General features: G+C 48.2%; 11 protein-coding genes. All 11 read left to right on the plus strand.

Translation table 11 applies throughout. The annotated features are described in order from the left end of the window. Nucleotides 1-494 precede the first annotated feature (494 nt). The 11 genes from DXT99_RS27410 (at nt 495) to DXT99_RS23715 (ending at nt 13,852) form a co-directional block, all read left to right on the plus strand. Complete coding sequence (locus DXT99_RS27410) at nt 495-1,406, plus strand: hypothetical protein (protein WP_220273439.1); 912 nt, start codon at nt 495-497, stop codon at nt 1,404-1,406. 135 nt (nt 1,407-1,541) lie between these two features. Continuing rightward, entirely contained in the window at nt 1,542-2,108 is a 567-nt protein-coding gene (locus DXT99_RS27415; RefSeq protein ID WP_262511379.1) for a sensor histidine kinase, read from the plus strand. Nucleotides 2,109-2,112: 4 nt separating this feature from the next. After that, on the plus strand, nt 2,113-2,859 hold the full coding sequence (locus DXT99_RS23675; protein WP_115568079.1) for a LytR/AlgR family response regulator transcription factor: 747 nt from the start codon (nt 2,113-2,115) through the stop codon (nt 2,857-2,859). 864 nt (nt 2,860-3,723) lie between these two features. After that, entirely contained in the window at nt 3,724-5,094 is a 1,371-nt protein-coding gene (locus DXT99_RS23680; protein ID WP_115568080.1) for a DUF4270 family protein, read from the plus strand. Between the two features lie 26 nt (nt 5,095-5,120). Beyond that, the gene (locus DXT99_RS23685) at nt 5,121-6,131 is read left to right on the plus strand and encodes a Kelch repeat-containing protein (protein ID WP_246000986.1); all 1,011 of its coding nucleotides are present in this window, start codon (nt 5,121-5,123) and stop codon (nt 6,129-6,131) included. A gap of 291 nt (nt 6,132-6,422) precedes the next feature. After that, the gene (locus DXT99_RS23690) at nt 6,423-7,511 is read left to right on the plus strand and encodes a sensor histidine kinase (RefSeq protein ID WP_115568081.1); all 1,089 of its coding nucleotides are present in this window, start codon (nt 6,423-6,425) and stop codon (nt 7,509-7,511) included. Then, nucleotides 7,508-8,269, plus strand: a complete 762-nt coding sequence (locus DXT99_RS23695; RefSeq protein ID WP_115568082.1) for a LytR/AlgR family response regulator transcription factor — start codon at nt 7,508-7,510, stop codon at nt 8,267-8,269. The genes DXT99_RS23690 and DXT99_RS23695 overlap by 4 nt, the downstream gene beginning before the upstream one ends. A 437-nt stretch (nt 8,270-8,706) precedes the next feature. Next, nucleotides 8,707-11,472, plus strand: coding sequence for an outer membrane beta-barrel protein (locus DXT99_RS23700; RefSeq protein WP_246000988.1), 2,766 nt, complete (start codon nt 8,707-8,709; stop codon nt 11,470-11,472). A 32-nt stretch (nt 11,473-11,504) separates the two neighbouring features. Further along, nucleotides 11,505-11,888 (plus strand): hypothetical protein, encoded by a 384-nt coding sequence (locus DXT99_RS23705; protein WP_115568083.1) that lies wholly within the window; start codon nt 11,505-11,507, stop codon nt 11,886-11,888. A gap of 110 nt (nt 11,889-11,998) precedes the next feature. Further along, entirely contained in the window at nt 11,999-12,190 is a 192-nt protein-coding gene (locus DXT99_RS23710; RefSeq protein WP_147294293.1) for a hypothetical protein, read from the plus strand. Nucleotides 12,191-12,787: 597 nt separating this feature from the next. Continuing rightward, complete coding sequence (locus DXT99_RS23715; RefSeq protein WP_115568131.1) at nt 12,788-13,852, plus strand: sensor histidine kinase; 1,065 nt, start codon at nt 12,788-12,790, stop codon at nt 13,850-13,852. Nucleotides 13,853-14,220 lie beyond the last annotated feature (368 nt).

Genomic DNA, 14,220 nt, shown 5'->3' on the forward strand with positions numbered 1-14,220 from the left:
AATAAACTACTTAAGCAGGTGTTTGGTATCGTAAATTCAGGGGAGGTTTACTGTGCAAATAGTTGAATGTAACTGCTAAAAAACAGACGAAAACACTTGCTTTTTGACACAGTTCATAACCTAGCCTTATAGGCCACAAACAAGGAAGGTTCCTCATCTAGGGGAGCCTTACAGGTTTCATAACGCCTTATATGTTAAATATAAGACCTGGATGAACAAAGCTTAAAGCTGTTAGATTTGGAAATTTTTAGCTGTCCAAAAGTGCCCAAAGAAATTGTGTATTCAGTGAAAATGCTTTTTCGCCACGTTTGTTGGCCAGCATGAAAGCTGGCATCTGCTGTCGTTAACCACATTTATCCGTTATATACTATTTTTGCAATGTTTAAATACTGCACAAAACAATATATATACTATTTCAAACACTGCATTCCCTGTTTCATGGTTTTAGTTTGGCTATTATTGCCATAAGTTAGATGAAAATAAAACTTAACATTATGAAAAAGATAATCTTCATACTTCTCAGCTTCATTGTTGCGGTATCTACAGTAAATGCACAAAAAGGCATCGATTTTTCCAGAACGTACGCTGCTGGAGGAAAGCTACTCATGAGTGTGGATAGTGCAGCCAAAAACGTTTATTACAACACTATATTCCCCAACCAACCTCGCACCTCCTTTAATTATTTGCCTGAAGTCAACAATATAAGCATCCAAATTTATTTTAGAAAGAATGATAGTGTACAGCATTATCGCTACACAATTTTGGTGGATGACAAACCACTAGTGGTAAACAAGCCAATCAACAAAGCGCAACTAAAAGATGTTGATATAGATCCACACGAAGCATTCAGCTCTACAACACTTGGTATTTTCCCTATAAAAGGCAAAACTATCACAACACTAATTTACAGCATCGAAAAGCCTCTCGATATTGACAAATCTGTTTTTTACGGGAAGCCCATTCCGAGAGCGAAAATCAAAGGCTTTGCAAAGCGTTTTGCAGTTAAAAAGGGCGTTGACTACAGCTACATTACCGAACCAATAGTAAGAACAGACCTTACTTTCACTGAAAAAGACGACGAACTAACAATTGTATCGGACAAACCAGCTATAGACTATCTCTACTACACCTCCATAAGAGACAAGGAAACAAATAAAATAATTTTCGAATCCACTGCCTGGCAATATGGCGGCTACGTTGAAGAACATGAGTTTTTACCTTATATAAATATCGACAAAAACGTTTTTAAAAAGTCAGGAGATTATGAAATCATCATTCAGCCGTTGATTAAATGGACTGGATGCAGAGATTGCGATATGTTACCAAATGACATAGAAAAGTATATAACCAGACATACGCTCTCTATAACTTTAGATGAAGAAAACTACACCAAAAAAGAATTATGAATATATACGCTCATCGTCGCATTTTCTATTGGATTAGTCTTTCTTAATATTCATTACTTCACAAAAAAAAGAAACAAAAGAAAGCTAGCAGAAGAAGAGCAGCAAAAAAATACGGCAAAACTTCAACTTAACTCTATTCGTTCTCAATTAAACCCTCATTTTCTGTTCAATGCACTCTCTGGCATTCAAAATTTAATGAACAAAAACGAAATAGATAATGCCAATAAATACCTTTCTAAATTTGCCCGATTAACCCGTAACGTACTTGACGAGAAGGAACTGATTAGTTTGTCACAGGAAAAAACTTTACTGGACGATTACCTGCAAATGGAGCAATTGCGGTTCGGCTTTAAGTACGAAATTAATCACTCCGAAGACTTAGATTTAGAAAATATAGAAATACCAAGTATGCTGCTACAACCTTTTGTGGAAAATGCGGTGAAGCACGGCATATCGAAAAAAGCTACTGATGGAAAAATTAACATCACATTTATTAAGAAGGCAAATGATTTGGCATTAACCGTTACCGATAATGGAAACGGATTTGACACTGAAAAAAAGAACAATGGCTTGGGTTTGCTATTAAGTGAAAGCAGAGTAGCACTGTTAAACAGCATTTACAAAGAAAATCGCTTTACGCTGGCTATACAATCAGCCACTAACGGCACTAAAGTAAGCTTAACATTATCCGATTGGCTATAACATAATGAGGGCAATTTTAATAGATGACGAAATTTCCAACTTAGAAAACCTTCGGACTCTGCTGGAAAAGCACTGTCCGAAGGTAACTATAATGGCAACAGCGCAAAGTGTAAGTGCTGCGGTTGATGCTATTGAAAAGTATTTACCTGATTTAGTATTTCTGGATATTCAAATGGGCGAGCAGACAGGTTTTGATGTACTGAAACTCCTTCCAAGGCGTAATTTCGAGGTTATTTTTGTGACCGCTTACGATCAATATGGCATACAAGCTGTAAAGTTTGCCGCCTTAGATTATCTCTTAAAACCTATTGATATTGAAGAATTGATAAATGCGGTAAATAAAGCTGAATATAAACTGGCAACACAAATACAGACTTCTCAGCTCGATTTTCTACTGCAACAATTGAAAAAAACGGATACGCACGTTAGCACAATTGCCATACAAATGCAAAGCGAAACACGGTATGTTACTTTATCAGAAATTATACGTTGCGAAGCAGATAATACTTATACCTATTTCTTTTTGGCCAATAGCGAAAAAATATTGGTTTCTAAATCGCTTAAAGAATATGCAGATTTACTGCGCCCTAACGGATTTTTAAGAACTCATCAAAGTCATTTGGTAAATCCAAAATATGTAAAAAGCTGGTTAAAAGAAGATGGTGGTATCCTACTCCTAACATCTGGAGAAAAAATACCCGTCTCTAAACCCAACAAAGAAACAGTTAAACAAGCATTGCAACGGCAATAAGTAATAAAGGCTATTACGATAAATCAATTACGAGATAAAAACGAACTAAAGCGGCCCCGGCAAAGCTTTTAAGGTTTTGCACTACCTGAAAAAAAGCCAAACCGAAGACCGCTCTATGGTGAGTTTAACGTCTTTGAACGTAAAGGAGTTTTCATTTTACTTGAGGAGTTTGATGTGCTATGGAGGCAATATCATGCTCGGTACGACCTGAAAGGCAAGCCTCGTGTGTTTGAGAAATTCTCAGAACATGCTTCCATGAGCATGAAGGGCAGTGCAGACAAGCTCTTTTTTGTGCTCTTTTACCGATCCCCTCGCATAGGAGAGGTTAATGGCCATCCGCTTGAAGGAGGCGTCGAATACTCGTCTTTCTCTAATAGTCAAATTTAGTGCTTTTAGTAAATCTGCCTATCAAAAGCCTCCAGTCAAGTGTAGCAAGTTCATTTAACATGTGATCTCTTGACTATAACACGATCCGTATTTATCGTTTTGGTATCCATTCAGTCCGTGCTGCCGGAACGCTGTTTACTCCTGTACCTGCACCTGCTGGTACCACACATCACCAGGGACATCCTTTCTGATGAAGGGAGGCTCCTTCAGGCTTTATGTCTCAGTCCCAAAACTCATACAAAGGGAAGCCTTCTTTTTCGAACGTGTATTCCGTTCATTTCACCGCTCATTTTGTCCGCTTCAGTTACTTTTCCATTGATACCCCTCTTGCTATAGCCCACCTTTGCCTCAGGATTTGTGCTACGGTGCTACTCAAACGGGGCTTTTCGCCTGCTCAGGATATACTGTACATCAAAAGCAGAGAAGCTTCCTGCCCTGAAGGCAAGCCGGATCCTTTTGCTATAAATACCATTTTAGATGAAAAGAAAACTCCTGACCGCGTACAACAGGTCTTTTACATTTTGCCTGCTGCTGTCAGCATCAATACTGCTAACCTCCTGCGAAGATGCAAATGAGGTAGGGCTGGGCTTAGTGGAAGATAACCTCTCCGCCTACTTTACTGATACCGTTACCGTGGATGTATCGACGGTGTGGCTTGATTCTGTTGTAACATCCGGAACGGGTGCCCTGCTAGTGGGGCAGTATACCGATGCCCTGGTAGGTGAAACAACAGCCGACGCTTACTTTCAGGTGGGGCTGGGGGAGGCATGGTCTTTGGATGATGCGGCTGTCTTCGACTCCATCAGGCTTATTCTGCCTTACTCGGCCTATAGCTACGGAGATACCGCCCAGACTTTTACTCTGGAGGCTTACAGGCTGCAGGAAAACATCACGGCCCAAAGCCTCCCGCTTCAGGTAGGCTCGGAGGAAGCCAGCTCTTATTTCTACACGAGCAGCGGCTTATATAACACCAGTCACACGAAGGCAGAGGCGGCACCGCTCAGCAGTTATACTTTCAAGGCAAGGCCTACCAGTGGGGACAGCGTACTGGTGCCGCTGCCGGACGAGATGGGGCGGGAATGGCTGCGCTTAAAGCAACAGGCAGACCTGAAGCTGACAAGCGCCACCAATTTCCTGGATTATTTCAGGGGCATGAGGCTAAGTGCCTCCGGGGCAGTGCTTGGGTTTAATGCCACAGGTGCCGTTCTGAGGCTTTACTATTCCGTGCCTTCTGAAGAAAGTATCCTTCACTATTACCATGACTTCCCGGTCACGACCGGAACCACGCAGTACAACCAGCTCAGCACCGACTTCAGCTCATCTTACCTGAACGGTATAGCGCGGGGAGGGGCGGCGGTTGCAAGCACAGCAGCAGAAAACATGGCTTTTGCACAGTCAGGCACTGGCCTGATGATCAGGCTGGACTTTCCGTATCTGACGAACCTGCTGAACACAGTGGAACCGGCCCTCATCAGCTCGGCCGTGCTGGAAGTAAGTCCCATTGCCAACACCACCCAATACCCGTTTCCGCTGCCTGCCACCCTTGCGCTGTATGAGACTTATCAGGGCAACAAACCCATCTATCCGCTTTATAAGAACTACTCGATAGAGGCGGTGCAGGAGGCGTTCTATGCAGAAGGAAACGAATACGGCACCATGGGCAGGTACCAGTTTAATATCACGGAATACCTCATCAACAGGCTCAGCGGAAGCAACTACAGTGAAACGTTGATGCTGGCCGCCCCTGCCAGCGCCTTTACCCAAACAGTTAACCGGCTTGCGGTGGGAGGGCCAGGGCAAATTACACAAAGGGTCAAGCTTAAAATCTACTACACTAAAACCAAATAAAGTTTATCATATTACTTACTACACAAATGAAGAAAATGAATATCACCCTTCGATTTTTGCTTACACTGATCTTTGTGGGCTTCACGCTTGGCACCCTATCTTCCTGTGACAGTGACAGTGATGATGAGGCTGTGCTGGGAGATTGGGAGAAAAGGTCAGACTTTGCCGGCGTGGCGCGAAGCGCCGCTGTCGCCTTCACCATCGACGGCAAGGCCTATATGGGCACCGGCCACAGCGGCTCTGCCCGCCTGCAGGACTTCTGGCAGTACGACCCGGACCAGAATGCCTGGTTTAGGAAAGCGGACTTTCCTGGTGCGGCGCGCAGTGGCGCAGTGGGCTTTGCAGCAAACGGAATGGGCTACATTGGCACGGGCTACGATGGCACAAACAACCTGAAAGACTTCTGGCAGTACGATCCGGCGACAGACACCTGGACGCAGATAGCGGACTTCGCGGGCTCTGCCCGCTATGGTGCCGTGGCCATGTCAATTGACGAGAAAGGTTATGTGGGCGCTGGCTATGACGGCAACTACCTGAAGGACTTCTGGCAGTACGACCCGGCCTCCGGCACGTGGGTGGAAAAAGTGGGCCTCTCTGGTGCCAAGCGCGTAAATGGCTTTGCTTTTGTATTCAACGGGAAGGGCTACATCGGCGGTGGACGCAACAACGGGATTTTTGAGTCGGACCTGCTGGAGTATGACCCTGCTACGGGCAGCTGGCGAAACCTGAAGAACCTGAATGAGACGGCGCGTGAAGGGGAGGCGTATCCTTCTCCAAGAGCCTTTGCCACTGCCTTTGTTGTGAACGATAAGGCTTACCTGGTTTCCGGAACAAACGGCGCGGCGCTTTCTGATGTGTGGGAGTATGACGTGGCCAGCGACCTGTGGGTGCAGAAAGACCCCTTTGAGGGAAGTCCCCGGGAGGCGGCGGTTGGCTTCGCCATCGGGAACTACGGCTACATCGCCACCGGCGCCAGCGGGACCTACCGCTTCGACGACCTGTGGCGGTTTGACCCAACCCTTGACAGCGACTACTAAAGAACTAACCGGTTAAGGAGTTCCCTTTTGCCGGACGAACAGCATAATATTTGTTTACTTACAGCTTGGCCGCTGCATTTTGAGGAGCCTGGCCTTATGTTGCCAGGCTTTTCTTTTTCCTCATCTGAGGGAGAAGTTATCTCTGCTTCAGGTGCCTTTTTGCCTGCCTCGGACTGAAAGAAGCGGTGAAGTGGCCGACAGGATGTATCTTGCTTTTGCTTTTAGCAGGGGTTTATTTAAAATAGTATCAGCGCAGAGAAAGGCAATGCCCTCTTGTGGGTTCAAAGAAGCATGATGTATAAGCAGAAAAGTTATATAAAGGACCTGGTTATCGTAGCGGTTCTGACCTCTTTGTTCTTTGGGGTGTTCAGTGTCTTACCTTCGCTGATTCATTCTCACCTTTCCTTTGTGGCTCCGCCGCCGCCTCCCGGTCGTATGGGGCCGGGGCCAAGGCTAATGGGAGAGCGCCCGCCGGTGGACATTGCCTTCAGCGTGCTCATGGCAACGCTGATGATGCTTGTTCTTTGGGTGATGAACATCCTGCTTTACGACAGGTTCAGAAAGCTACCCTTAAAAGACCGGAAGAAAAGCATCATCCGCTACACTGCCAGCTTCCTGGGCATGTTTCTGCTTATCTCGCTTTACTTCCTGGTGCGGGGAAACTTTACCCCTGGCCCCAGGTACGGGAGAGCGCTTTTCTTTCCGCTCATCGCCGCCCTCACCAACAACATCATTGTGCTTGTTATCCTGGACCTAGTGGTGCTGCAGCGGAACAAGGCGCAGGTGGAGCTGGAGAACACGCAGCTGAAGATGAACAGCATCCAGGCCCAGCACCAGCACCTGAAGCACCAGCTGCAGCCGCACTTCCTGTTTAACTCCCTGAACACGCTCAAGACGCTAATCCGGAAGCAGCCGCAGGAGGCGGAGGATTACCTGCTGCGGCTCTCTGACTTCCTGCGGGCATCACTTTCGAATACCCGGGATACGGTGACACTGGGGGAGGAGCTGCGGCTGTGCGTGGATTACTTCGAGATGCAGAAAGTAAGGTTCAGGAATGCCTTCAGCTACAAAATAGACCTGCCTCCGAAGCTGAAGGAGACAGCCTATGTGCCGGTGTTTTCGCTGCAGCTGCTGGCGGAGAACGCCATCAAGCACAACGGGTTCACAGAAGAGGAACCACTCCGCATTCACTTCACCTATAATAAAAACGGACACCTGGTGGTGCGGAACAATAAAAAGCCAAAGCTGGTAAACGAGCCCTCGTCCGGCATCGGCCTCCGTAACCTGACCGAGCGGTATAAGGTGCTTTCCGGGGAGGGAATCACCATTGTGGACTCTGAGGAATTTTTCACCGTGCAACTGCCAATTTTAGACAAATGAAAGTAGTTATAATCGAGGATGAGCCGCTGACGGCAGAGGACCTGGCAGACACCCTGCTGCAGGTCGACAGCTCCATACAGATAGAGGCCGTGCTGCCCTCTGTGAAAAAGGCGGTGGCTTATTTTAAGGAAGGTGCTTTCCCGGATTTGATTTTCTCAGACATCCAGTTGGGTGACGGCCTGAGTTTTGAGATTTTCAAGGCGGTGCCTATTTCCGCACCAGTGGTGTTCTGCACGGCCTACAACGAGTATGCCCTGGATGCCTTCAACGCCAACGGGATAGACTATGTGCTGAAACCTTTCACGCGGGACTCGATTGAAAACACGCTGCACAAGTACAGGCAGTTGCAGAAAAGCCTCACCAAAACAGAGACGTCGTATGAAGGCCTTTTTGAGCTGCTGGAGCGGAGGCTCGCCCCAAAACGCAGCTCTATACTGGTGTACCAGCGCGACAAGATCATCCCGCTGCCGACGGCGGATATTGCCCTGTGCTACGTGGAAAACCAGCTGACGCGGGCAGTGTGCTTCGACCAGAAGAGTTTTGTGGTGAACCATACGCTGGATGAGCTGGAGAGCATGCTGGGGCCTGATTTCTTTCGAGCCAACAGGCAGCACCTGGTGCATAAGAAGGCGGTAAGGGAGGCCTCGCACTACTTCGGACGTAAACTGCACGTGGCCCTTACGGTCCCCTTTGAGGAGGACGTGATCGTGAGCAAGACCAAAAGCCCGGTGTTTCTCAGCTGGCTTGCAGGGCGATAGCACCCGCTTTTCTTGTAGAGTAATTGCCTTTCCGGGTTATGCAACGACATAAAGCCGGAAAGGCAATTTTGTTTAAGCAAGTGCCTGTCCGCCTCACCCTCGCCTTTGTCCGCCTCACTCTCATTTTCCTTTCCTTCCTTTCCATAATAAACCACCTTTGCTTACCAGAGAGGGAAAATCCTTCACCTTAAACGATAAGCATTGGGTTCTATGAAAGGCTTGAACTGTTATACCCCTGTTAGCGCTGACTTCCGTGCCAACTGCGGTCAGAAGACAGTAACCAACAGGTCACCCTAGGGCTCGTCATTTTCCATGACTTTATCCTTAGCGGGTTTCACATGGACAAAGGCTTCCTTTTTAATCTCACAAACGATATGAATAAGCTAAGAGTAGTTGCAAAATTGTTGTTGTTTTTTGTGCTTTTCCTTAGCCTTAATATGGCACAGGCACAAGGAACAATCAGTATCAACGGCACGGTGCAGAGCGCAAAAGACCACACGGCGCTGCCGGGTGCCAGCGTAACGCTGACCCGCGTCACGTTTGATGACAAAACCGGCACCGTGACCGAAACCAACGGCAATTTCCGGTTTGAGAGGGTAACGCCAGGCTACTACACGGTGGAGGTGAATTACCTGGGTTTTAAGCCGCTGGTGAAGGAGGTTACGGTACAGCAGAACTCCGTCAACCTTGGGACGCTGGAGCTGGAGGAAGCCGCTACCACCATACAGGAGGTGCAGGTAGTAGGGCGTGTGCCGCTGGGGGAGCAGAAGGGAGACACCACCAGCTATAATGCCGGTGCCTTTAAAACTAATCCTGATGCCAGCGCGGAAGACCTGGTGCAGAAGATGCCGGGCATCACCATCAGCAACGGCACCCTGCAGGCGCAGGGGCAGGACGTGAAGCAGGTGCTGGTAGACGGAAAGCGCTTCTTCGGGGACGACCCCAGCGCCGCATTGCGCAGCCTTCCAGCCGATGTCATCGCCAGCATTGAGATATTCGACAAGAAAAGCGACCAGGCCGAGCTCACCGGCGTGAGTGACGGCAACGAGGCCAAGACCATCAACATCGTCACAAAAGCAGACAAACGCAATGGCGTGTTCGGGAAAATGTCGGCGGGCTACGGCACCGACGACCGCTATATGCTGGGCGCCAGCCTGAACTTCTTCAACGGGGACAGGCGCATCACTGTGACAGGGCTTTCCAACAATATCAACATGCTGGACTTTTCGGTAGGGGAAACACCCGGCGGCGGCATGCGCGGCCGTCGCCCGCCATCTGGCGGAGGCACCACCACCGGCCTTATCTCCACCAACACCTTCGGGCTGAACTACAGCGATATGTGGGGAAGCAAAATAGAGGTGACCGGCAACTATAACTTTACAGAGCGGCAGATTCAAAACAACCAGTTCCGGCTGCAAAATTATATACTACCCGCCGACTCCGGGCAGGTGTATACTGAGAACTTAACGAGCGCCACCACAAACGCCAGCCATCTGTTCAACCTGCGCCTCGACTATAACATCAACGAAAACAACCGCCTGCTGCTTACGCCCAGCCTGAGCGTGCAGCACAACACCGCAGACAATGTGCTGAACGGCAACACCATCAACAACAACGGAGCGCTGAACGAGACGCAGAATGCCACCACCATTGATAACGCCAGCTATACCTTTAAAAACAACCTGTACTTCAGCCACAAGTTCGGCAGGCCGGGCCGTACGCTCGCTACCAGCCTGAACACCAGTATAAGCAATACCGAGGCAGAGAACTCTTTGCTCTCTAACTCAATCTTCTACAGAAACGACAGCACATCCGAGTACAGAAACCAATTTACCGCTCTCTCGAGGGAAGCTTATACTTGGTCAGGGGATGTGACCTATACCGAGCCGATGGGGGAGCGGGGGCAACTGCAACTGCAGTACGGCATCGGCAACCAGTGGCGAGACTCCGATAAGCAGACGCTGAACTATGCAGAAGAGACGCAGGCGTATACCTTGCTTGATACGACCCTGAGCAACAGGTTCGAAAGCCAGTACCTGACGCAGCGGTTCACGACCGGCTACCAGTACAGCACAGATAAGCTGCGGCTAAAGGTAGATGCGGCATACCAGGTGGCGGAACTGCAGAATGAGGGGCTCTTCCCGGAGACCTACAGCTTAAACAGGACCTTTGCCAATGTGCTGCCTTACGCCCGGGTAGATTATAAGTTCTCCAACACAAAGAGCTTGAACTTTAACTACACCACCAGCACCAACGCGCCAGCTGTAGAGCAACTGCAGCGTGTGATTGACAATGCCAATCCACTGCAGTTAACGCAGGGTAACCCGCTGCTTACACAGAGCTACCAGCACAGCTTCCGGGGTGGCTTCCGCAACTTCGATATGGTGACGAATCAGGTGTTCTTCGTCGGTTTCTTCGGCAACCTGGTGCAGGACTATATGGCCAGCAGCATTACAAGGGCGACAGGAGAGGCTCTGACACTGGAAGACGGTACCGTGCTGGAGGAGGGGCAGCAGCTTATCCGCCCTGTGAACCTGGACGGCTACGTGAACCTGCGCACCTTTGCGCATTACGGCCAGCCGCTCAACGTGCTGAGTTCTAACCTAGGGCTGCACGGCAGCATTGGCTATACCAGAACGCCCGGTCTGAACAACGGAGAATTGTCCTATGTCTCGTCACCCAACTTCGGCCTTGGCCTGACGCTTAGCAGCAACATCAGCCAGAACGTGGACTTTACGCTTTCCTCCAACTCAACCTATAATGTGGTCAGCAACTCGCTGCAGCCAGTCCTGAACAGTAACTACTTCAATCAGAACACCAGCCTGAAGTACAACTGGATTTTCTGGGAAGGGTTGGTGTACCGCACAGAACTGAACCACCAGTACAACGCTGGATTGTCTGAAAACCTGGACAACAGCTACCTGCTCTGGAACATGAGCATCAGCAAAAAACTCTTTAAGAACCAGCAGGGCGAAATCAGCCTGAGCGTGAACGACCTGCTGGAGCAGAATGTAAGTGTGCAGCGCAACCTGGCGAGCGCTTACGTGGAGGATGTGCAGTCGAGTGTGTTGCAGCGTTACTTCATGCTGACCTTCACTTATAACCTGCGCAACTTCAGCGGCAGCCAGGCACCCACGCAGGAACGAGACTTCCCGGGGCCGCTTCCGGGAGGAACGCCGACACCTTTCCCTCCACAAGGATAGTTTTTATTTCTAATCATTTAACAGTAACCCACATGAAAAGATTGATTTTAACGGCAGCCCTGATGCTGTCAATCTACGGAACCAGTACAGCACAGCAAGGGCCGGGCAACAGGCAAAATATGTCTGAAGAACAGCGTGTAGAGCAGCTCACGACAAACCTGAAACAGAACATAACCTTGTCAGACAGCCAGTGGGCTGAACTCAGTGCTATTTACACGGACTACTACAAGGAGATGAAGGCCATGCGGGAGCAAAGCACCGGCAGGCCCGACCGAAGCAAAATGAACACGCTGACGGAGAACAGGGATGCCAAGATACAGGCACTGGTAGGCGAAGAAAACCTGAAGAAGATTCAGGAAGCCGAGCGCACCATGCAGGGTGCCGGAATGCGTGGCGGTGCCAGGAGCAGGCAGTAGATGGAAGGCGGTATGAGGGGCAGGCATGCTGCTCCTCATACCTTCTATCAAACAGTTACAGGTAAGAAACAATCCACGGTTTTATGTCGAAGCATCAAATTAATAACAGAATGGATCCAACTCAGATTTTAGAAAGAGAACTTGGCAACAGGCAGAAGTTGCTGCGTCTTTTTGAGGCTTCAAAGATGAACAGGAAAGTGCCCGCCGCTTTATTGGCCGAAATTGCTGAAATTAAAATAACGCTCAAGTCTCTGCGGCAGCTACAGGCAAAGGCCATAAAGCGTAAGTATAAAGCTCTTTGAGCATATTGTTCAAATCTGGCGGACCTGCCAGTGAATGTTTGAATAGAGTAATAGAAACAAGAAGTAAAGCACATGGAACATCAACAGAATTTAGTAGTTGCACGAATAGCTTTTGTGCTGCTGACATTGGGGTTAATGCTCCTCAATACGTTAATTCTTACTAGCTAACTAGCTAAAAAAATTAACTCCCAATCCTGAGTGAGGGTCCCAGTAGCTTGGGGAGATAAACTGGTAGTTGTAGTATGGAATAAGCTGCCACACCAGGCGGCCATACCGGTACTGCACCTCTATGTTATGGAAGGTGTTAGGCCCTGGTGTAGAGCGGAACCGAGCCAGTTCTGTATGACCTGCAAGTGGTGTATTATTAAATCTTTCTTAACATGACAAAAAACAGAATAGACTGGCTCCTACGAAACACCGATGAGTTACCCATGGCAGCCGATGGTTAGATATATGCGTTGAACATTCTGCCCATGTAGTGAACTGTAGATGAAATAGCGGCAAGCGGTCGGTAAAATTGCCTGTTCGGCAGAAAAGAGAGGCATTCGTAGTAGACTAAATTGATGTTTGTCTTTATTCGATAACTTAACCATTGTAATGGCAAACACCTTCATTAATCGCCACGGGTACCTCCTGATTCAACTGCTGGTACTGCTTGGCTTGCTGCTGCTCCTGTGCCAGCCCTTAGCCTGGAATATTGAGCTACCCGTTCAATTCTGGGTAAAGCAGAGTTTCGTATTCGCCCTGTGGGTGGGGCTGTTTTACCTGAACATAAAGTTACTGGTGGCTCGACTGCTGCTCCGGAACCGGATGGGTTGGTTTGTACTCGCTATTTTGGGAGCCTCCGTGGTGGTTCTCTTCTTATTTTCAGCCATTGACTATTGGCTCAACCTGCCTGAACTGATGCACAGAACGTTCCCGGATAAAATAGAGGCGCAGTCAAATAATTTTTCATTCCGGCCACACCCTATTTTTTCTTTAACCACCCTTATGTTGTTAGGCATCAGCACCACCATCAGCGTGGTGCAGAAATGGCAAACAGATGAGGCAAGCAGACAGCGCCTGGAGAAGCAAAAAATTACTTCTGAATTGTCTTTTCTGAAGGCACAGATAAACCCGCATTTTTTCTTTAATACCCTGCACAGCATCTACGCCCTCACGATGATCAACATCGAAACTTCACGGGAGGCCCTTCATACTTTGTCACGGATGATGCGGTACGTGTTGTATGAGACACAATCCGGCACCACCCTGCTCAGCAAGGAGATTGAGTTTATGCAGGACTACATTAACCTGATGAAACTGCGGCTGACAGAAAAAGTAACGGTAACGTTTGATAAACCAAACCCTGTACGGGATATACCGGTTGCTCCAATGTTGTTCCTGCCTTATGTGGAGAATGCTTTTAAGCACGGCGTAAGTGCTTTGCTGCCCAGCAACATCCATATTGCCATACACCAGCAGGCGGAGGTAGTAGAGTTGGTTGTACACAACACGGTACACCATGAAAAGCGGGTAGTGCTGGAGGAGAGCAGCGGTATAGGGCTTGCCAACACGAGCAGACGGCTTGACCTGCTGTATCCGGGTCAATACACGTTGGCCGTTACAGAAAAGACTCCGGAAAATGAATACCGGGTACACTTAAAGCTGAATTTATCATGACACTGAAATGCATTGTTTTGAAAAGCAAAAGTAGGTAATGGCTGAGCGATACGCGGGCCATCCACTACCTGAAGTTTGCAGACCAGAACTGGATGCTAAGTGAAATGGCGCCAGTGCTTAAAAAGAGCCAGCTGGTCAGGTTTGCCCACCTTACCTTTAGGATTCTGCCATGGTGGTGCTCCATTTTAAATAAGAAAGTTCAAAGAATTTTATTTCTTATTCTATTTTTATAAAAACTCAACAGCTAAATAAAGTGAAAAAATGGCTACAGTCTGCGCAAGCATTTTTCTTCCTCTTTATGGGTTTACTGTTTAGCTTCAAGGACTGATTCAGCTTTACTTCAAGAGTCAAGTGAGTAGAGCTCATTC

The sequence above is a fragment of the Pontibacter diazotrophicus genome (assembly GCF_003367245.1).
Taxonomy (GTDB): domain Bacteria; phylum Bacteroidota; class Bacteroidia; order Cytophagales; family Hymenobacteraceae; genus Pontibacter; species Pontibacter diazotrophicus.

Bases quoted from the DNA above. Each gene is read 5' to 3' on its own strand.
- DXT99_RS23700 (WP_246000988.1), top strand. From the start codon at position 8,707: ATGGCACAGGCACAAGGAACAATCAGTATCAACGGCACGGTGCAGAGC.
- DXT99_RS23685 (WP_246000986.1), top strand. From the start codon at position 5,121: ATGAAGAAAATGAATATCACCCTTCGATTTTTGCTTACACTGATCTTT.
- DXT99_RS27410 (WP_220273439.1), top strand. From the start codon at position 495: ATGAAAAAGATAATCTTCATACTTCTCAGCTTCATTGTTGCGGTATCT.
- DXT99_RS23675 (WP_115568079.1), top strand. From the start codon at position 2,113: ATGAGGGCAATTTTAATAGATGACGAAATTTCCAACTTAGAAAACCTT.
- DXT99_RS23695 (WP_115568082.1), top strand. From the start codon at position 7,508: ATGAAAGTAGTTATAATCGAGGATGAGCCGCTGACGGCAGAGGACCTG.
- DXT99_RS23705 (WP_115568083.1), top strand. From the start codon at position 11,505: ATGAAAAGATTGATTTTAACGGCAGCCCTGATGCTGTCAATCTACGGA.
- DXT99_RS23680 (WP_115568080.1), top strand. From the start codon at position 3,724: ATGAAAAGAAAACTCCTGACCGCGTACAACAGGTCTTTTACATTTTGC.
- DXT99_RS23690 (WP_115568081.1), top strand. From the start codon at position 6,423: ATGATGTATAAGCAGAAAAGTTATATAAAGGACCTGGTTATCGTAGCG.
- DXT99_RS23710 (WP_147294293.1), top strand. From the start codon at position 11,999: ATGGATCCAACTCAGATTTTAGAAAGAGAACTTGGCAACAGGCAGAAG.
- DXT99_RS23715 (WP_115568131.1), top strand. From the start codon at position 12,788: ATGGCAAACACCTTCATTAATCGCCACGGGTACCTCCTGATTCAACTG.